This window comes from Pseudomonas persica (assembly GCF_900291015.1).
Classification (GTDB): domain Bacteria; phylum Pseudomonadota; class Gammaproteobacteria; order Pseudomonadales; family Pseudomonadaceae; genus Aquipseudomonas.
Genome location: NZ_OLKL01000018.1, coordinates 88,714 through 108,583, shown reverse-complemented (window position 1 = coordinate 108,583; position 19,870 = coordinate 88,714). Strand labels below are relative to the sequence as shown.

The 19,870-nt window shown below is 60.2% G+C and carries 17 protein-coding genes and 1 pseudogene; 1 reads left to right on the top strand and 17 read right to left on the bottom strand.

What is annotated here, in order from left to right; genetic code table 11:
• Positions 1 to 509 precede the first annotated feature (509 nt).
• Positions 510 to 2,423, top strand: coding sequence for an acyltransferase family protein (locus tag FQ664_RS09320; protein WP_144171674.1), 1,914 nt, complete (start codon positions 510 to 512; stop codon positions 2,421 to 2,423).
• Between the two features lie 167 nt (positions 2,424 to 2,590).
• Here FQ664_RS09320 and rfbA read toward each other — a convergent pair whose 3' ends face one another.
• The 17 genes and pseudogenes from rfbA to rfbC form a co-directional block, all read right to left on the bottom strand.
• Entirely contained in the window at positions 2,591 to 3,472 is an 882-nt protein-coding gene (gene rfbA, locus FQ664_RS09315) for a glucose-1-phosphate thymidylyltransferase RfbA (RefSeq protein ID WP_144171785.1), read from the bottom strand.
• A gap of 5 nt (positions 3,473 to 3,477) precedes the next feature.
• Positions 3,478 to 4,374 carry a dTDP-4-dehydrorhamnose reductase gene (rfbD, locus tag FQ664_RS09310; protein ID WP_144171673.1) on the bottom strand — a complete coding sequence of 299 codons (897 nt, stop codon included), beginning with the start codon at positions 4,372 to 4,374 and terminating at the stop codon, positions 3,478 to 3,480.
• Positions 4,371 to 5,441, bottom strand: coding sequence for a dTDP-glucose 4,6-dehydratase (gene rfbB, locus FQ664_RS09305; protein WP_144171672.1), 1,071 nt, complete (start codon positions 5,439 to 5,441; stop codon positions 4,371 to 4,373). Before rfbB ends, rfbD begins: the two co-directional genes overlap by 4 nt.
• Positions 5,442 to 5,539: 98 nt before the next feature.
• A complete protein-coding gene (locus tag FQ664_RS09300; RefSeq protein ID WP_144171671.1) occupies positions 5,540 to 7,537 on the bottom strand; it encodes a polysaccharide biosynthesis protein in 1,998 nt (665 codons plus the stop codon).
• 58 nt (positions 7,538 to 7,595) lie between these two features.
• The gene (locus FQ664_RS09295; RefSeq protein ID WP_144171670.1) at positions 7,596 to 8,609 is read right to left on the bottom strand and encodes an MraY family glycosyltransferase; all 1,014 of its coding nucleotides are present in this window, start codon (positions 8,607 to 8,609) and stop codon (positions 7,596 to 7,598) included.
• Complete coding sequence (locus FQ664_RS09290; protein WP_144171669.1) at positions 8,606 to 9,595, bottom strand: UDP-glucose 4-epimerase family protein; 990 nt, start codon at positions 9,593 to 9,595, stop codon at positions 8,606 to 8,608. Before FQ664_RS09290 ends, FQ664_RS09295 begins: the two co-directional genes overlap by 4 nt.
• Complete coding sequence (locus FQ664_RS09285; RefSeq protein ID WP_144171668.1) at positions 9,595 to 10,704, bottom strand: DUF1972 domain-containing protein; 1,110 nt, start codon at positions 10,702 to 10,704, stop codon at positions 9,595 to 9,597. Before FQ664_RS09285 ends, FQ664_RS09290 begins: the two co-directional genes overlap by 1 nt.
• Entirely contained in the window at positions 10,694 to 11,785 is a 1,092-nt protein-coding gene (locus FQ664_RS09280) for a glycosyltransferase family 4 protein (protein WP_144171667.1), read from the bottom strand. The genes FQ664_RS09285 and FQ664_RS09280 overlap by 11 nt, the downstream gene beginning before the upstream one ends.
• Complete coding sequence (locus tag FQ664_RS09275) at positions 11,782 to 12,489, bottom strand: acyltransferase (protein ID WP_063911631.1); 708 nt, start codon at positions 12,487 to 12,489, stop codon at positions 11,782 to 11,784. The genes FQ664_RS09280 and FQ664_RS09275 overlap by 4 nt, the downstream gene beginning before the upstream one ends.
• Entirely contained in the window at positions 12,486 to 13,334 is an 849-nt protein-coding gene (locus FQ664_RS09270) for a glycosyltransferase family protein (protein WP_144171666.1), read from the bottom strand. The genes FQ664_RS09275 and FQ664_RS09270 overlap by 4 nt, the downstream gene beginning before the upstream one ends.
• Complete coding sequence (locus tag FQ664_RS09265) at positions 13,294 to 14,559, bottom strand: hypothetical protein (protein ID WP_178090972.1); 1,266 nt, start codon at positions 14,557 to 14,559, stop codon at positions 13,294 to 13,296. The genes FQ664_RS09270 and FQ664_RS09265 overlap by 41 nt, the downstream gene beginning before the upstream one ends.
• 2 nt (positions 14,560 to 14,561) lie before the next feature.
• Entirely contained in the window at positions 14,562 to 15,995 is a 1,434-nt protein-coding gene (locus tag FQ664_RS09260; protein WP_144171664.1) for a hypothetical protein, read from the bottom strand.
• 6 nt (positions 15,996 to 16,001) lie between these two features.
• The gene (locus FQ664_RS09255; protein WP_144171663.1) at positions 16,002 to 17,273 is read right to left on the bottom strand and encodes an O-antigen translocase; all 1,272 of its coding nucleotides are present in this window, start codon (positions 17,271 to 17,273) and stop codon (positions 16,002 to 16,004) included.
• 3 nt (positions 17,274 to 17,276) lie between these two features.
• A complete protein-coding gene (locus tag FQ664_RS09250; RefSeq protein WP_144171662.1) occupies positions 17,277 to 18,389 on the bottom strand; it encodes a DegT/DnrJ/EryC1/StrS family aminotransferase in 1,113 nt (370 codons plus the stop codon).
• Positions 18,382 to 18,849, bottom strand: a complete 468-nt coding sequence (locus tag FQ664_RS09245) for an acyltransferase (protein ID WP_144171661.1) — start codon at positions 18,847 to 18,849, stop codon at positions 18,382 to 18,384. The genes FQ664_RS09250 and FQ664_RS09245 overlap by 8 nt, the downstream gene beginning before the upstream one ends.
• A complete protein-coding gene (locus tag FQ664_RS28215) occupies positions 18,842 to 19,255 on the bottom strand; it encodes a sugar 3,4-ketoisomerase (protein WP_474707140.1) in 414 nt (137 codons plus the stop codon). The genes FQ664_RS09245 and FQ664_RS28215 overlap by 8 nt, the downstream gene beginning before the upstream one ends.
• A pseudogene (rfbC, locus tag FQ664_RS28210) lies at positions 19,256 to 19,816 on the bottom strand (dTDP-4-dehydrorhamnose 3,5-epimerase); the annotation flags it as partial.
• Between the last annotated feature and the right edge of the window lie 54 nt (positions 19,817 to 19,870).

Genomic DNA, 19,870 nt, shown 5'->3' with positions numbered 1-19,870 from the left:
CCCCCGATCAATTCGCCAAAAATTCTGCCTAACAGGATTTCAGGCGAGCAGCACCGCAACCGCGATCTCCCAAGGGACGCGGAGGTACAAGCCTCGGTATGGTGTTCAAAACACCAAATCCCCACCTAGGTGTGAGCGCGTCTTAGCGGTCCCCAGATCCTGTAGGCGTGCCGTTTCGACTACGCGTTGATCAATGCGTAGCAACAAGCATTACATCGGCTGGCCACCTGACACAGCTACGTGGCAACTGGCTGTGCTGACCACTACGCCTCGCGTTGCAACCGAGGTTGTAATGGCTGGCGGGCATAGCCCGTGCACTGTGCTATGTGTGCATAGGTCAAGAAGCACAGCCAAACCATCGAAGAAGGCAAGCAGATTCAGCCTAATATTTAGATTTACGGCGACTCCGCCTTAGCTAGCATTTTAAAAATGCCCCGCATCCGGCTTGGTAATGGCATGGGTTATGGATATAATTTGCACCTTTCGCAAAAATCCAAATCGGGAATGAGATGTCTACAATCAGGGTTGATATTCAGGTCTTACGCGGGCTTGCTGTCTTATTCGTCGTTCTTGAACACTTGGCTATTCCTGGCTTCCAATATGGATATCTAGGGGTCGACATATTCTTTGTAATTTCTGGATTCTTGATTACATCGATCGTTTCAAAGGGACTTGAACGCGACAGCTTTTCCTTCAAGCAGTTCTATCTTCGGCGAGCAAAGCGTTTGCTGCCCGCTTCTTTCGTAACAATTTTTGCGACCATCATCGCTGCGAAGTTCTTCCTGCCACCCATGCAGATAGAATCTCTAAAACAGCAGATTATCGGCGCACTCACCTTTTCCACTAACTTTGTACTGATGAGCCAAGCCGGCTACTTCGACCTTGAGTCGGCGACCAAACCATTACTGCATATGTGGTCGCTCGCGGTTGAAGAGCAGTTCTACTTCTTCGTCCCTGCGCTCTTGGCCTTCACCCCAGCCAAGCACTGGCGCAAGCTTCTGATAGCGCTTGCCATTGTCAGCTTCGTTGGCTGCTTGTACCTGTCAGCGAGCAATCAGTCGGCTGCATTTTATCTTCTCCCCACCCGCGCCTGGGAACTTCTGATTGGTAGCATCGCGTCGATGCTCGTGCACAGCACCGTCGTCAAGAGCGTCACATCAAAGCTGGCTATTCCTGCCTTCGCCGTACTGCTGGTTTCACCGTTCGTTAACTCTGGCCTGTCGCATCCTGGCCTGGACGCCGTGGTGGTGTGCTTTGCAACGGCCATCGTCCTGCTGGCGAACCACCGACAACTCAACGGCCAAACGTGGACACTTCCCATCAAGAAGGCCGGCGATATTTCCTACTCGCTGTACCTGGTCCACTGGCCAATTATCGCGATCGCAAACGCCACCATCAGTACTGAAAGCATGACGGTGAAAGCGACCCTGCTGGCCGCATCGTTGGCGTCGGCCCTCGCGCTGTACCACCTGGTGGAAGAGCCGTTCCGGAAGATGCAGTACGGCTTCAAGCCTTCGTTGGTCGTGTTCCCTGCCCTGACCCTGGCACTGTTCGGCCTCTCGCACGCGTTCCTGAAGGTCCAATCGGCTGAAAAGATCGAGAAGTTGTTCGCTCCAAACTACGGCCTTGACCGTTCCTGTGGCGCCAACATCTATAAAGACACCGAGAAGTGCCGGACCTCGCAAGACCCGAAGATCATCGTGTGGGGGGACTCCTACGCGATGCACAACATCCCAGGGATGGCTCAATCACAGAAAATCGACATCCGCCAGGCCACCCGCAGTTCATGCGCACCCTTCCTGAACACAGCGCCGAACACCAAACGGAGCAACTTCGAAGAGCAGGCACGCCAATGTGTCGGTTTTAACGACAGCGCCTTCAAATTCATCAGCGAAACCCCGACGATCAAGACCGTTATCCTGGCGGGCTCGTATGGACAGTACATGCAGGACTCCTATGAGTCGATTTCCTTCGACGCCAAAGGAGCAATGCAAATTGCGAAGTCGACCCCAGAGCGCGCCATGAAAGATATGCAAGTGGTCGTTGAGAAGCTGAAGGCACTGGGCAAGCAGGTGGTAATCATTGCTCCGCCACCGCCACTCAACAACACCATTGTGAGCTGCATTCAGGGCGAGATGGCCAACCCATCGCTCAATCAGTCCAACAAATGTCTGCTCGACAGAAAGCTGTTCGAGCGATCCCACAAGAACGTGCTCAACCTCATGAAGTACGCAGAGACCACTTTGGGTGCCAGAGTGATCTACCTGTCCGACGTGCTCTGCGATGCCAATTCGTGCAAGACGATCATCGATGGCGTACCGATCTATCGAGACCCTGGGCACCTGAGCACAACGGGATCGCTTAAGTTGTACGAGAAAATGCCAAATATTATGAGCACTGTAGCTGGCACACACCAGTCATAAAGCTTAGCGCCCCCTCGCAAGAGGGGGTTTTGTTCTGACAGACGCCTGCCAGTTCACAACTTTAAAAACCGACCTAGACGGTCCCCATTGCATTCTTAAGCGCTCTGTCCATCACTAACTTGAAGCGATAAACGGAGCGCTTCTATACTCAGGCATCTACATATAACTCAATAAACCCTATCCCCCACCAACCGCTTCAAATACTGCCCATACCCATTCTTGGCCAACGGCTCAGCCAGCTTCAGCAACTGCTCCGCCCCAATCCACCCCTGCCTGTACGCCACCTCTTCCGGGCAAGCCACCTTCAACCCCTGCCGCCGTTCGATGGTTGCGATATACCCACTAGCCTCCAGCAACGAATCATGCGTCCCGGTATCCAGCCAGGCATACCCGCGCCCCATGATCTCCACCGACAAGCGGTTCTGCTCCAGGTAGACCCGGTTCAAATCGGTAATCTCCAACTCGCCCCGCGCAGACGGCTTGATGCCTTTGGCAATCTCGACCACGTCCCTGTCGTAGAAGTACAACCCGGTCACGGCATAGCTGGATTTCGGCTTGGCAGGCTTTTCTTCCAGGCTGATCGCCTTGCCCTGCGCGTCGAACTCCACCACGCCGTAACGCTCGGGGTCGTGCACATGGTAGGCGAACACGCTGGCGCCTTCGCCGCGCTCCATGGCATTACGCAGCAATTGCTGGAAGTCGTGGCCGTAATAGATGTTGTCGCCCAGCACCAGCGCCGACAGGTCGTTGCCGATGAACGCTTCACCAATCAGGAAGGCCTGTGCCAGGCCGTCTGGCGAGGCCTGCACGGCGTAGTTGATATTGATGCCCCACTGGTGGCCGTCGCCCAGCAGTTGCTCGAACCGCGGGGTGTCTTGCGGGGTGGAGATGATCAGGATGTCCTGGATACCCGCCAGCATCAGGGTGGTCAGCGGGTAATAGATCATCGGTTTGTCGTACACCGGCAGCAGTTGCTTGGAAATTGCCAGGGTCGCGGGGTGCAGGCGGGTACCCGACCCGCCTGCCAGAATGATGCCTTTACGCTTCATAGTGGTCATTTCTCGTGTATTTCCGTAAGCATGCGAGCCACACCCAGGCGCCAGTCTGGCAAGGTCAGGGCAAAGGCTTTCTGCAGTTTATGGGTGTCCAGGCGCGAGTTGGCCGGCCGCTTGGCCGGGGTCGGGTAGGCATCGGTGGTCAACGGGTTGACCTGTTCGGCATGGGCTTTCAATGGCACGCCCAGGGCCACTGCCTGCTCCAGCACGTAACGGGCGTAGCCGCACCAGGTGGTTTCGCCGGCCGCCGCCAGGTGGTACAGGCCGGCCAGGGCCGGCTCGCGACGGGTGGCGGTGATGGCGTGGGCGGTGATGTCGGCGATCAGTTCGGCACCGGTCGGGGCACCGTGCTGGTCGTCGATGACACCCAGGCTGTCGCGTTCCGCAGCCAGGCGCAGCATGGTCCTGGCGAAGTTGTTGCCGCGTGCGGCATACACCCAGCAGGTGCGGAAGATCAGGTGCTGGCAACCGGCAGCCTGGATGGCCTGTTCGCCGGCCAGCTTGCTTTCGCCATAGGCATTCAGCGGGCCGACGGCATCGTCTTCGCGCCAGGCCTGGGTGCCCTGCCCCGGGAACACGTAGTCGGTGGAGTAATGCACCAGCAGTGCGCCGCAGTCGGCGGCAGCACGGGCCAGCACGCCGACGGCTTCGGCGTTTACCTTGAAGGCTTGCTCGCGGTCGCTTTCCGCCTTGTCCACGGCGGTGTAGGCGGCGGCGTTGACGATGACATCGGGAGCGTAGGCGCGTACGGTTTCGGCCAGGCCCGACAGGTTGGCCAGGTCGCCGCAGTGTGCCTGGCTGCGGGAATTGAGCGCCAGCACCTGGCCCAGCGGGGCCAGACTGCGTTGCAGTTCCCAGCCTACCTGGCCGTCCTTGCCCAGTAGCAGAATCTTCATGCCGAGCGCCCTGCGTAATTTTTCTCGACCCAGTCACGGTAGCTGCCGGACTGTACGTTCTGCACCCACTCCTGGTTGTCGAGGTACCAGGCCACGGTTTTGCGAATGCCGGTTTCGAAGGTTTCGGCAGGCTTCCAGCCCAGTTCGCGCTCGAGCTTGCGGGCGTCGATGGCGTAACGGCGGTCATGGCCGGGGCGGTCGGTCACGTAGGTGATCTGTTCGGCGTAGGGCTTGCCGTCGGCGCGGGGGCGCAGTTCGTCCAGCAGGGCGCACACGCGGTTGACGATTTCCAGGTTGGGCTTTTCGTTCCAGCCGCCGACGTTGTACACCTCGCCAGTGGTGCCGGCTTCCAGTACGCGGCGGATAGCGCTGCAGTGGTCCTTGACGTATAGCCAGTCGCGAATCTGCTGGCCGTCGCCGTACACCGGCAGCGGCTTGCCGGCCAAGGCGTTGACGATCATCAGCGGAATGAGCTTTTCCGGGAAGTGGTACGGGCCGTAGTTGTTCGAGCAGTTGGTGGTCAGCACCGGCAGGCCGTAGGTATGGTGATACGAGCGCACCAGGTGGTCGCTGGCGGCCTTGCTGGCCGAGTACGGGCTGTTGGGTTGGTACTGGTGGGTCTCGGTAAAGGCCGGGTCGCCGGCGCCCAGAGAACCGTACACTTCGTCGGTGGACACATGCAGGAAGCGGAACGCTTGGCGCGCCTGTTCATCCAGGCCGCCCCAGTAGGCGCGTACGGCTTCCAGCAGGCGGAAGGTGCCGACGATGTTGGTTTCGATGAAGTCTTCCGGGCCGTGGATCGAGCGGTCGACGTGCGACTCGGCGGCAAAGTTGACGATGGCGCGCGGCTGATGGGTTTTCAGCAACTGTTCAACCAGCGCGGAATCACCAATGTCGCCATGCACGAAAATGTGCCGCGCGTCACCCTGTAGGCTGCTCAGGGTCTGCAGGTTGCCTGCGTAGGTGAGTTTGTCGAGGTTGACCACGGGCTCGTCATTGCCGGCCAGCCAGTCCAACACGAAGTTCGCGCCAATGAAGCCCGCACCGCCAGTTACCAGAATAGTCATCGTTCAGTTCTTCCCAATTCCCGCGTTCAAACTTCACAACGTTTGAAGTTCATGTGGGCGTTGCACCGCCGGCAACGCCCGTTCTTATAGGTGCAGCGTCAGGGCTCCATGCGCCGGCGCTGGTACAGCCAATCGACAATTTCCCCACCTGGCACGTAACCGCTGACGGTGTCGCGCAGCAGCTGGCGCACGGTGGCAAAGTCATCCTCCGCAGTCGCCGCGCGCAGGGCGTCAAGGCGCTGTTTCAGCACATCCCAGGGCAGGTAGTCCTCGTGCGCGCTCATGATCATGGGGTGGCGCGTGGCAATCACGTTGTCGCCGATCAGCAGCTCTTCGTACAACTTCTCGCCCGGGCGCAGGCCGGTGAAGTTGATGGCAATGTCGCCCAGCGGGTTGCGCTCGGAGCGGATGCTGAAGCCGGACAGGTGAATCATCTTTTCCGCCAACTCCACTATCTTCACCGGCTCGCCCATGTCCAGCACGAACACATCACCGCCCTGCCCCATGGAGCCGGCCTGGATCACCAGCTGCGCGGCCTCGGGGATGGTCATGAAGTAGCGGGTGATTTTCGGATGGGTCACGGTCAGCGGCCCACCGGCCTTGATCTGCTTGTGGAACAGCGGAATGACCGAGCCCGATGAGCCCAGCACATTGCCGAAACGCACCATGGTGAAGCGGGTCTTGTTCACCTGCGAAACGTTGCCGGTTTCCCCCATCAGTACCGGCGCCACCTCGCGGCTAAGGGCCTGCAGCACCATTTCGGCCAGGCGCTTGGTACTGCCCATCACGTTGGTCGGGCGCACGGCCTTGTCGGTGGAAATCAGCACGAAGTTGGCAACGCCGGCCTGCAGCGCCGCCTGGGCGGTGTACAGGGTGCCGAACACATTGTTCGACAGGCCTTCGGCAATATTGTGCTCGACAATCGGCACGTGCTTGTAGGCTGCGGCGTGGTACACGGTATCCACCTGCCAGGCGCGCATCACATCGAGCATCTTGGCCTGGTCGCGTACCGAACCGAGGATGGGGATCAACTGCACGGCCAGGCCTTCGCGGATAATGCGCTGCTCCAGTTCGCCGGCAATGGTGTACAGGTTGAATTCGCTGTGCTCGAACAACAGCAGGGTGCGCGGCGTCTGCCCGAGGATCTGGCGGCACAGTTCGGAGCCGATCGAGCCGCCGGCACCGGTCACCATCACCGTCTGGTCGATGATGCAGTGCTGCAGCAGGTCGCCTTGCGCCGGCACCGCGTCGCGGCCCAGCAGGTCGGCAATGTCCACTTCCTGGATGTCGTCCACCTTGACCCGGCCGCTGGCCAGGTCCATGAAGCCGGGCACACTGCGCACGTGCAGCGGGTAGCCTTCCAGCAGGTTGAGGATTTCACGGCGGCGGCTGCGGCTGACCGAGGGCAACGCCAGCAGAATTTCTTCAGCGCCGGTATCGTCAATCATGCGTTGCAGCTGTTCCGGCTGGTACACCTGCAGGCCGGCGATCACCCGGTCGGTAATGCTGGCATCGTCGTCGATGAAGGAGACCGGGCGCATGGCCTTGCCCATGCGCAGCGCCGCCACCAGCTGGTTACCGGCCGAACCGGCGCCGTAGATGGCCACCCGTGGCAGGCCGTCGTCGCGGTTGGTAAAGGGCACGTGCTGCACGGCGGTGGCAAACCAGTCACCGAGGAAGTACTGGCGCATGGCCAGGCGCAGGCCGCCGACCATGATCAGGCTCAACCACCAGTAGTTGAAGGTGATCGAGCGCGGCACCACGTTCTGGTGGTTGCTGGCCCAGTAGATGATGAAACCGAGGATCAGCGCCGACAGGGTCACCGCCTTGATGATGGCGATCAGTGCGTCATTGCCGAAATAGCGCATCACCGCCCGGTACAGGCCGAAGCGGATGAACAGCGGGATCGAGATGATCGGTGCTGTGATGAACAGCCAGGTGTGGTCACGGACTGGGTTGGCCAGGTCATCGATGCCCAGGCGCACGACAAACGCCAGCCACAGCGCGAACCAGACCAGAATGACATCAGTCGCTACCTGGATCAGCCGTTTATGGCGTCGAGGTAGTCCCAACAGTCTTGACCGCAGCTTATCCATAGAACCTCTGAGAGCTTGCCAAAGTGACATGTCTACTGCCTTCTTCCTATCACTTTAGCTAGTGTTCGAGTTCACCGGCGCGCCAGCGCACGGCCAGAAACGCCAATGGCAGGTAGGCGATGATCACGCCCCACACGCCGTCCAGGCCCAACAACAGTACACACAGGGCTATCGGCAGCAGCCAGAACAGGTTGAGCGCGGCCACCGCCAGGGTCACCGGCAGGTGCTTGCCGTAGTGGCGCGCGGCGAACTGGTAGGCGTGACTGCGGTGCGCTTCGTACACCTTGTCACCGCGCAACAGGCGGCGGATCAGGGTGAAGGTGGCGTCGACCACGAACACGCCGAGCAGAATCAGCCAGCACCAGAACAGCTGCGGCGCGGCCCAGGCCGCCTGCAGCGACAGGCCAGCCAGCACGATGCCGAGAAAGCCGCTGCCGGCGTCCCCCATGAAGATCCTGGCCGGCGGAAAGTTCCAGCACAGGAAGCCGAACGTGGCCGCGGCCAGCAACAGCGGCAGCGCCATCAGCTGCGGTGCACCGGCCAGGACCGAGAGCAGCACCATGCCCAGACAGGCGGTCACCGCTTCGACGCTGGCGATGCCGTCGATGCCGTCCATGAAGTTATACAGGTTGAGCATCCACACACAGTAGAGCGCGGCCAGGATGTAGCCGAACCACTGCAGGTCCAGGGTAAAACCGAACACCTGCAGCGGCGCCAGGCCGCCCAGCCAGTACAGCATCCAGGCGGCTGCGGCGAAGTGGCCGAGCAGGCGCCAGCGGGCGGCGATGTGGCCATGGTCGTCCATGAAGCCGATTACCGCGATCAGTGCCCCTGCCCCGCCGATGGCGACCAGCGCCGACAGCGGCACTGCACCGGCCAGGCCCAGCAGCGGCAGGCAGCCCAGAAAGCTCAGCACAATGGCCACACCGCCGCCCCGTGGAGTGGGCACGGTGTGCGAACTGCGCGCATTGGGCACGTCGATGATCTGCTTGTTCAGGGCGTAGCGCCGCAGCGCTGCGGTCAAAAGCAGGGATACCCCCGCGACCAAGGGAATAAGCCACCATGCCGTCATTTGTCTTGCTCTTTCAAAAAGTTGAGGGCCGTGGCCCGCAGTGCCTGGTCGACATCCAGCGGCGGCTGCCAGCCCAGCAGTTCACGGGTTTTGCCAATGTCTACCTGCAGCGAACCACACAGGCGCTGAGCCAGCCCGCCCTTGCCGGCCAAGGTGGCCGCGCCCTTCAACCAGGCAGCGGGCACAGGCAGCAACCTGGCTGGCTTGCCCAGCGCGTTGCCCAGCCGTTGCAGCAGTTCGGTGGTGGACAGGTCGTGACCATCGCTGGCCAAAAAGGTCTGGTTGGCAGCGGCCGGGTGGTCGATGCAGGTCACCAGCAGGTCCACCAGGTTGTCCAGCGCCACCAGGCTGCGTTTGTTGTGGATGGCGCCAAACGGCAGCGGCACGCCTTTGCTCAGCCAGTTCATCATGCTGCGGAAGTTGGCTTTCACGCCCGGGCCATACACCAGCACCGGCCGTACGATCACCACTTCCAGCCCGGTTTCAGCCGCCAGTTGGCGCAGACCGTCTTCGGCTTCGCGCTTGGAGATGCCGTACGGGTCCGAAGGCGCGGGGGCCTCGTCGGCGGTGAAGGGCCGGCGGCCATCGGTGGTTTCGCCATTCACCTTCACCGAACTTACAAAAATGAAGCGCCGCACGCCGGCCTGGGCAGCGGCCCGGGCCAGGCTCAGGGTGCCTTCCACGTTTACCCGACGGAACTCGGCCAGCGGGTCGGCGGCGGTTTCCTGCATGACGTGCACGCGGGAGGCCAGGTGGATTACGGTGTCGACCTGCTCGAAATGCCCGGACGCCACATCTACCGCCGCCAGCTCGCTGAATGGCCGGTAATCGACGCCAGCCAGCCGCTGGCCGGGCAGTTGCCGCACCAGTGCACGCGGCGCCCAGCGTGTGTCGGCAGCAAGCCGCTGCAGCAACGCCTTGCCGACAAAACCGCTTCCACCAGTGGCCAGGATACCCGGCGTTGGCGCGTTGCCTTGCCCGGCCATCAACCTCTCCCCGCCCGGCCCAGCAGGCGGGTGAACACGCTGCGGTACTGCTCTGCCACCACTGGCCAGCGGTAACGGCGGTTGGCAATTTCGTGCAGCCGCACGGACAGTTGCGCACGCGCGCCTTCATCGGCAAACAGTGCCTGGGCGTGGTTGCGCAGCGAGGTGCTGTCGGCAAAGTACAGCGCCTGGTCTTCGGTGGTAGCGCGGTTGAACGACACATCGAAGGCTACCACCGGCAGGCCCAGCCACATGGCTTCGACCAGCGACGGGTTGGTGCCGCCGGCGCTGTGGCCATGCAGGTACACCGTGGCATTGCTGCGCAGCGGGCTCAGTTGCTCCACGTCGTAGATCGGGTCCAGCAGGTGAATGTTGCTTGCCCCTGCGTATTGCTTGCGCAGTTGCACGCCGTATTCGCTGTGGTTCCAGTTGCCGATGATCGCCAGCGGCATGCCAGAGCCGGCGAAGGCTTCGAGAATGACATGGATGTTGTTCTCCGGCTCGATGCGGCACACGGTAAAGGCATAGGGCGCAGCAAGGAACGGGTAAGCCAGGCGGGCCTGCTCGGTCGGCTCACCGGACCGGGCCTGGTCGCCACCGTAGGCAATCAGTTCGCTGGGCTTGTTGTATTCGGCGGTTACGTATTCCTGCAGCACCTTGTTGTCGGTAATGACCGCATGGGCAAAACGCACGGCCACCGCTTCGGACAACTTCAGGAACCAGCGGGCGAAGTTGGACCACTTGGCGCGCTTCCATTCATAGCCGTCAATGTTCACCACGATCGGCTTGCGGGTCAGCAGGCGCATGAATGGCAGGGCAATGCAGCCGGAAACACCCAGAATCAGCATCAGGTCATGCTTGCGGTAGGCGTGCAGCATGCTCAGCACGTCGTAGGGGATGCTTTGCACGCCATTGGCCTTGAGGTTCAGGTAGACCAGCCGGGCACGCTCGAAAAACTTCGGTCGCTGAGGGTAATGGGGCGCACTGCAATAAACGGTGAGTTCGCAGTCACCCGGCAGGTTGCGCACCAATTGTTCGGTCAGTGTTTCCCAACCTCCGTATTGAGCGGGTAAACCTACCGTGCCAATTACTGCAATCTTATAGGTCATCAAACACCATCACGATATTTTTCTGAAAGTTGGCAGTGGAAAACTCACTCGCTTTCCTGCGTGCGCGCTCGGACAGTGCCTGGCACGCCTGTGAGTCCTGCGACAGGCGCGCAACGGTGCGCACCAGTTGTTCATGGTTCTTCGAATCGATCTGGTAACCCTCTACCCCGTCGCTGACCAGTTCGACCGGGCCGCCTACCGGGGGCACGATGGTCGGGATGCCGAAGGCCATCGCCTCGAGAATGGTCAGGCCAAAGGTTTCGACCCAGCCATCCACATGGGACAGGTTCAGCACCAGGCTGGCATTGCGGTAGAACCTCGCAACCTCGGCACTGCCCGGGCTGAGCATGAGGTTTTGCGGTAGAGCCTTGCCGGCGAAGTAGGCATCCACTTCCTGCGGGCTGGCATTGAGCACCAGGGTGAACTTCAGCACAGGGTCCGCGGCCAGTGCCGTGGCCAGGGCGACGAATTCGTCCACGCCCTTGTAGCCCTTCAACGACGCCAGCATCAGCACATTGAAGCGGCCGTCGTGCAAATGCTGGTACGGCGTGGCCATCGCCTGCTGCTGGAAGCCCTCGGCCAGGCCGTTGTACACGGTCACCGCCGGCACGCCGGCCACACCCTCTTGTACCTGCAGGTACTTCGAAACGTAGACTACCTTGCTGGCACAGCCGGCAATCACCCGGCGCAGGAACGCCTTGAGCAGCGCAGGCCGGATGGAGGTTTCGTGCACGTGGTAAACCACCTTGGCACCGCGCAAACGGGCGGCCAGGGCGGCAGCAAAGGGCAGCATGGTGTTCACCAGCACGACCGACCCCGGCCGCACCTGACGCAACAGGCTGAAGAACAGCGCCACCTGCGAGCCGGCATACGCCAGCAAGGTCAGCCAGCGGTTGTCGAAGCGTTTGTAGGCAAACTTGCAGGTGCGTACCTGCAGTTCGTCGAGCACACCGTGGCCGCTGCTGCCCACATGCAGCGTGCAGTCGGCGCCATGTTGCTGCAGCGCGGTGATGGTCTGGTTCAACACCCGGGGGCTGCCGCTGTAGTCATTCAGCAGGTGGACAAAGTGCAACGTTTTCATGCCACCCCTTCTTCCGCTACGCGCGCCTTGATGAACTTGGCCGGCACGCCGCCATAAATCGAATTCTTGCGGTACACCCCCGCAGCCACCACCGCCCCTGCAGCGAACACGCAGCCGTCTTCGATCACCGCGCCATCGAGCACGGTCACCTTGGCGCCAATCCAGCAGTTGCGGCCCACCTTGATGCCTTGGCGGCTCACCCCCTGCAGGCGGATAGGTTGCAGCGGGTCTTCGAAATTGTGGTTTTCCGAATGGAAGCTGACGAAGTTGCCGATGATGGTGTCGCTGCCAATCTCGATGCCGCCGGCGCAACCCAGGAAGCAACCGGCGCCCAGGCCGACGTTGTCGCCAATCACCAGGCCTTTGCCAATATTGGCCAGGCTGCCGGTGCATTCAATGATGATGTGCTTGTTCAGCGACACGGCGGTGCCGAAGCGGATGCCGTCATTGGACAAGGCATCGACGAAACAGCCCTGGTCGATAACCAGCCCCGGGCCGTATTCGATCTTGCCGACTTCCTTCAGGGTTACCCCCGAGCCGATGAACGCCAGGCGCCGCCGGCGCAGGCGAATCACGCCGCGGCAGGCCATCAGCAGCTTGGTCACGAACAACCCCAGCAGGTAGCCCGACGAAATACGCCGGTCGACCACCAATGGGCGCTTTTTAACCAGCAGCACCAGCTTTTCGAGCAAGGCATGCATCATTTCACCGCCCTCACCTGGGTAAACAAGGCCTTGACGAAGGCCGGACGGCGGTAAGCCACCGCCTTGCGAATGGCCGCATAGACCAGGTACAGGTCAAGCAGGCCGCGCTCCAGCAGGCCGTGGGAATGGAAGCTGATACGCAGCCCGTGGATCATTTCCTCGAAACGGAACAAGGCACGCTCGGGGGTATCGGCGCTGTGCTCGGACAGGTCATGGGCAATCTCCACATCCAGCACGCAAGCCTTGGGGAAATACCCCTCGTAGCGGATGAAAAAGTCGGTATCGGTGGCATAGAAGCGCAGCCGCTCGTCATAGAACGGTGTCATGCGCTGGAAGCACTCACGGGTGAAGATCAGGCCGCTGTTGATGCCCAGCAGGTTTTTCGAGTCCACCAGCCCGGCGGCCACGTTGGGTGTGAGACGGCCCATGAACAGCCAGCGCCTGCCGGGGCTGACCAGTTGCCCATGGCTGACCAGCCGGGGCATGAACACGCCCACCTGGTCGCCACCCGGCGCACGACGCACCTGGCCGATCTGCGCCAGGCAGCTGGACAGGCGGATGTTCGAGTAGTTGGTGTCGTCGTCCGAAATCATGAACAGGTCGACCCCGGCGGCAAACGCCTGTTCGGCAACCTGGTTGTAGACCACAGAAAGCCGCTGGTTGTCCGCCTCGTACCAGCGCACGCCCGGGCACGGCTGCGCCACGCCGGGGGAGTTGTTCCAGACGTACAGCTGCAGGTCTATACCCTCACCATGCAGCAGCGCCTGCTGGGCGAGCAGCGACTGCAGGGCAATCGAGTCCTGGCTAGTTTTCCGATACAGAACGATCAGGACTGCCAGACTCAACTTTTGTTCTTCTGTTTTCACCAATGATCACCATCACCACGATCGCGAAAATGTAGAGGACAACACTGTTCGTATAGGACTGGAAAAAGAACGAGCTCAGGAAGAACGGGTAGCTGGCAATCACGAAGTTGCCCAAGCCGTTTTTCCAGGCGCTGGCATGGGCCCTGTCCCGGACGATGATCGTCACCAGCTTGTGATACCAAAGGATCAACCCGGCCATGATCAGCAGGCCGACCCAACCGCAGGTGGCCAGCAGGTTGAGCCAGAACGAATCGAACCAGTGCTGCTGGCCCGGTCCCACCGCGCCAAAGCCATAGCCCATGGGGTGCGCGCTCAGCACCTCATACATGTGCAGCCACTGGCGCTCGCGGTCCAGCGCCGACAAATCCTGGGTGTAGCCCATCGACAGGTAGACGAAAATCGCCACGGTCAGGCCAATGAACTGCACATAGCCCAACAGCGAGATCAGCCAGGCCGTGCGCAGTATCCGGGCCGCCACCAGCATCGAGCAGATGCACACCAGGCCGATCAAGGCCGTGCGCACCGAACCGATCACTACCAGCCCGCACAGCAGCAGGAAGGCAGTACTCAGCAGCAGGCGCCGGATCAACGACCAGTTGCGCCCGCTGAGCAATACGGCCAGGGTCATGGCGGCGGTATTGAGGATGGCTGCAGAAAACTCCAGCGTGCCGGTAAAGAAACCGGAAACCCGCGGCAGCCCGTCACGCATCGAGTTGTAGGGTTGCAGCTCATAGCCTTTGGCGGCAAGCAGCGGCCAGTACCAGAACTGCTCGGCCGAGGCGATGGTCAGGTACTGATACAACGCATACAGGCCGGTGATTACGCTCATTGCCAGCACTGACCAGTACACATGCCGCAGCTTCCGCTCGGTCGACACCGCCTGGGCCCAGATGGCCACCGCCATGCCAATGAACACCGGCACAGCCAGTGCGCGGAACATGCGCACCGACGATGCGCTCAGGTCGCCGAACAGCAGGTACAGGAAGGCAAAGAACAGCACGACCAGCAACCACCGCCCGACTTCGAGGTTGACCCTGCCACGCACCGTGACGCTGGCCAGCGCCCGCAGCAGCAGCCACGTGATCATCAGCAGGCTGATCATTTCTCGCCAACCGGCAAACACACTGCCCAGCCCCAGCGTCAACACGACGAAGTCGCTGAAGAACAGCAGGCAGAACAGCACGCCGATAAAGATCCTGATCACACTCACCCTCGCGCTCTGGCCAGCCTGGCCAGCCGGAACAGCGTGACCTTGATCAAGAGCTTGATTCTCGGCACCCAGGCGTAGGAAAGCAGAGTTCGCCGCGCCAGGCTCGTGTCTATGCGGCACAGGGTGTCGAAGACATCCGCAGGGATCATGCTAGTGACCTTACCTGTCGGTTTCATGAAATCGAGGTTGCCCGTCCACGGCAACATGGCTGCCAGTTCATTGTCGCTGAACTCGCCCCGCTCGATGCAGGCCAGGTAACGTGCTTTCACCGCCTCCACCGAGTTGACTCGCTGCACCGCCTCCACCACCGGGGCACTGGGCCGGGGCTGTGCGATGCTGGCCAGCAGTTGGTCGACGCTGGCCACCTTCAGGCTGTCTGCGGGGGAGTAGCCCTGGATCGGCGCCACCAGCCCCACGCAACGTCGGCCCTTGAGCAACTGCTCGGCGAACGCCGTGCCACCGGGTATAGGGTAGCTGTCCAGGTAGAAGTCGGCTTTTTCCGCAAAGGCCAGGTAGTCCTTGTACGGCAGGTGGCGGCGGATGAAGAAGCGCCTGGGGTAACGCAGCTTCACTGTCCACCACCAGGTGTTGGTCAGCGGGTTGGCGCCGATGATCCAGCACTCGGCATGGGGGAAGCGCTCGAGAATCGCCGTGATCGACGGGCGCATGTCCAGGCCGCCGTGGGGCTTGTACTTGGCCGCCGAAGCAGCGCTGAACACCTTGATCCGCTCGTGAGTGGGCACGGCGTCCGGCGCTTTGGCGCCGCTGGTCTCGATCGGGATCGCCAGGAAGCTCTTCTGACAGGTGAGGTGCTTCTTCTTGTCCAGGTGGTGCCCGTAGGCGCTGATCTCGAAATACACATCGGCCACCGACGCGCCAAAGCTGAACACATGGTCGGCGTGGTTGACGAAGTACACCGTCAGCGCGGCACCACGCTGCTGCTTCAGCAGGCCGCAGGCGACGGTGGTGATGATGTCGTCCGGATGAATGTGCAGCACCACCTTGTCGTACTGCGCCAGGGTGTCGACGATGGACTGCAGCCGGGCGCACGGGTCATCGCCGCGCGCCACCTCGATATGGGCGAAATAGCCGGCCAGGCGTTCGAGCACCTGCGGCTTGGCGCTGCGTGCCACCAGCAAGTCCACAGGCCCCTCGTGCATGTGCGCCAGGCGCTCCATCAGCCGGGTGTGGCCGCCTTGCATATAGGGTTCGCTGACCACATGCAGGCAGCCGCGCGATACGCTGCTGGCAGCCAGCAACGTGACCTGGCTGGCGCACTGGGCCACCAGGTGACGCTCCAGTGCGGTGGCGTCGTAAATCCCCAGGTCCACCGCCCAGAGCAATGCCCCATAGACCTGCGCCTGCACCAATGCCTGGGCAGGTTCAGCGCCAAGGATGCGTCCATGTAACTGTTCGATGACGTCCTTCATCTCTACTCAGCTCCGCGCCGTATCGCCAACAATAATGTGCAAACGACGGAATACCGAGAAATACATGACAATTCCGTACAACAAGTAGTTTGCCGCGTAAGCAAGAGTAACTTTTTCATACCCCCACAGCTGGGTGAAATAGACAGTCAGTGCATACAGCGAAAGGGTCGAGAGGATCTCGGTGACCAGATACAACCGGGTAAGTGCCTTGCCGAGCATCAGGTAGGCCATCAGCCAACTGACTACCTTCAAGCTGTCCCCGACCATCTGCCACGCGAACAGTTCACGCATGGGCAAGAATGACTCCGAGAACAGCACATGGATGATGAAGTCCCTGAGCAGGTAGATAACCAGGCCGGCAGCAACAGTCAGGGGCAGGATGAGCTTGTACCCCTGGATGATTTCCCGACGCAGTTCACCTGCATCGGAGAGCTCCGAGAGCCTTGGCAGGTAATAGACCGCAAGCGTCGTGGTGATCAGCATGAGATAGGCCGTGCTCAACCGCCACATGGCCTCCCAGTAACCTGCGTGATCCCAGCCGAACTCCGCCCCCAGGTAGTCCCGGATGAACACATGGCAAACGGGCAGCGAGCACGCTGTCACCACAGCCATGAGAGCAAACTTTGCAAGGCGGGACAGCGCCTGCTTGTCCAGCGCCCCGATGAAATCGGTGGGGCGGAACCAAGGCGTGCGCATGCAGATGACCAAGGTGGCCACGAAGCTCAGCGACTGATAAACAGCCAGCGAAACCAGCGCACCGTACAACCCCAGTTTGATGGTCAGGGCACAAGTCACCACCAGCGAGATCAGGCTGCCGAGAATATTGGCAAGCACGTAGCGCTGAACGTCTTTCTTGCCGTTCAGAATGCCCAGCAGCAACGAGTTGAAGGCAAAAAATACCAAGGTAGCGGCAAACCACACCAGCACAGGTGCAAGTGTTTCGTCATTGAAAAACCAGCCTGCCAATGGTGCTCGCAGGACCAAGATCAGCACTGCCAGCACACACGAAACCAGCAGGGACAGCGTCCCGGCGGTTCGCCAGATCCTGTGCTGTTCGTCCGGCCGATCGGCAAACTCCGCCGTGTACTTGGTTACCCCTGTACTGACTGCACCGCTGGCCAGTGTCGTGAACATGGTCACGGCATTCTGCAATTGCCCGATCGCCGCGTAACCCGCTGGCCCCACATAAAGGGCCAGCACCTTGTTGAGCCCCAGCAATGTCGCCATCTTTACAAAAACAGCAATTGCATTCAGCAGACTGGTCTTGATCAACGTCATGAATTATTGCCCGGAAACAGTAAAACTGTTGCAGGCATCGATGACCGTCTGGATAGACGCGTCGCTCATGGTGGGGTCCACAGGCAGGCTGAGCACTTCATCATGAATTTTTTCAGTCAGCGGCAGACTCAAACCATTGTACTCGCGGTAAGCCTGCTGCTTGTGAGGCGGGATCGGGTAGTGAACCAGCGTCTGTACACCCTGCTCGCGAAGGTGTTGTTGCAGCTCGTTTCTGTGGGCCGTCCGTACTACATACAGATGCCACACATGCTCCTCGGCAGCGCTATTTTGCGGCTGGCCGATATGAGCATTGTGAATGCCTGCGCGATAGCACGTGGTGATATGCCGGCGCCTGCTGATTTCTTCATCAAGATACTTGAGCTTCACATCCAGCATTGCCGCCTGGATCTCGTCCAGACGGCTGTTCACACCGACGAACAAGTTCTTGTACTTCTCATGGGAGCCATAGTTTCTGAGGGCTCGCAGCACTTCCGCCAACTCGCCATCCGAGGTAGTGATCGCCCCTGCATCACCCAGCGCGCCCAGGTTCTTGCCCGGATAGAAACTGAAGCCCGAGGCATTCCCCCAGTTACCCGCCCGCTTGCCATCGATAGAGGCACCGTGAGCTTGAGCCGAGTCTTCGAGCACCAGCAAACCGTACTCGGCGGCAATCTCGTTGATCGCCTTCATGTCAGCAATCTGCCCATACAGGTGCACCGGCAAGATGACACGGGTCTTGTCGGTGATCGCCTGGCGAATGAGGGATGTATCGATATTGAACGTTGCAGGGTCCGGTTCGACGAGCACGGGCTCCAGCCCACTGGCGGTGATTGCCAGGATGCTCGCAATGTAGGTATTGGCCGGGACGATGACTTCATCCCCCTGCTTCACCCGCCCCAGTCGCTTCCAGGCGGTCAAGGTCAATGTCAGCGCATCGAGGCCGTTTGCCACGCCAATGCAATGAGCGGTACCGCAATAAGCGGCAAAGTTGCTTTCAAAGCGGGCCAGGGCGCTACCACCGATGTACCAGCCGGAGTCGATGACATCGGCGCAAGCCTGCAACAGCTCCTCGCGGTACTGTTTATTGACGGCCTTCAGATTCAGGAAATCAACCATGCTCTAGCTCCCTTATTATTTTTGCTGGATTACCCACTACCACGCAGTAATCAGGTACATCCTTGGTCACGACGGCACCGGCACCTACCATGGCATGTCGACCAATCGTGACCCCTGGGAGCAATGTCGCATTCGCACCGATGCTGCAGCCTTCCTTCAGCACAGTGACTTCGTAAGCTTCGGGGTAGCACTTGGAGCGCGGCACCCGGTCGTTGGTGAAGGTAGCATTGGGGCCGATGAAGACATTGTTCTCGATCACGAGCCCCTCCCAGAGAAACACACCACTTTTTACGGTGACGTTATCCCCCAACACCACGCCACCCTCAATCAGGGTGTGAGCGCAAATGTTGCAATTGCTGCCAATTCGCGCGCCTTTGAGGATGACCGCGTATTGCCAGACTCTGGTTTTTTCTCCGATGGCATCGGTTTGCACATCGGCCAGCGCATGAATACTAGGCATGGGCGATCAGCCTCTTGAAGTCCTCATAACTGCGAATGTAATCGCGCTCATCGTAGGTTTCACTGGCGATGACCATGAGTACACAGTCCTCGCTGAAGTCATGCATTTCACGCCAGACCATATTCTTGATCAGCAGAGCTTTCTGTGGCGCGTCAAGCACATGATCAACCCGGCCGGTACCGTCATCCAGGGTCATGCGGCAACTACCGGCCAGGCAGACGATCAGCTGCTGGAGATCCCGATGAGCGTGGAACCCACGACTGACGCCGGCCTTGGTACCGAAGATGTAATAGACGCGGCGAATGGCGAACGGGATATTCAGCGCCTTTTCAATGCTGATCAGGCTCCCGCGGTCGTCACCGATAACCGGAAGTAGCAGATCCTCCGCCTGCCCCTTCAGGATCAAAGGTGGCAAGTCAGCCTCGCCAAGGGTTGGCGCCACTGCATCCTTGTCACTGATCAGCAGCCCCTCCACCTGCGGCCATTCGATAGCCAGATCCGGGTCATTCCAGGCAATGCTGCGTTCATGCTCTTTGGAATAGACATTGGTCGTGCGGTACTGGAACACCGTATCTTCTTCCAGCGCGATGAAACCATGGGCGAAACCTTCAGGCACCCACATCATCTTGCGGTTAGCCGCCGATAGTTCCATGCCTACCCACTGCCCGAAGGTAGGAGAGCCTTTGCGAATATCCACCGCCACATCGAACACCGCGCCCTGAACCACACTTACCAACTTCCCCTGGGCAAATGGATAAAGTTGATAATGCAAGCCGCGCATGACACCCTTTTTAGATAACGAGCAGTTTTCCTGAACAAAAGAAGGCGGCAGGGTAATACCTTGCGCACTGAGCAGCGCATGGAATTTAGGCTCGCTATAAGACTCATAGAACCAGCCCCTGTCGTCCTCGAAAACGGTTGGTTCAAAAACGACCACGTCCGAGATGTTAGTTTCTATGAGCTTCACGCAACCCGCCTCTTGTTAAAATTCATCACTATCGGTTCTTTCCGCAGCATTCAG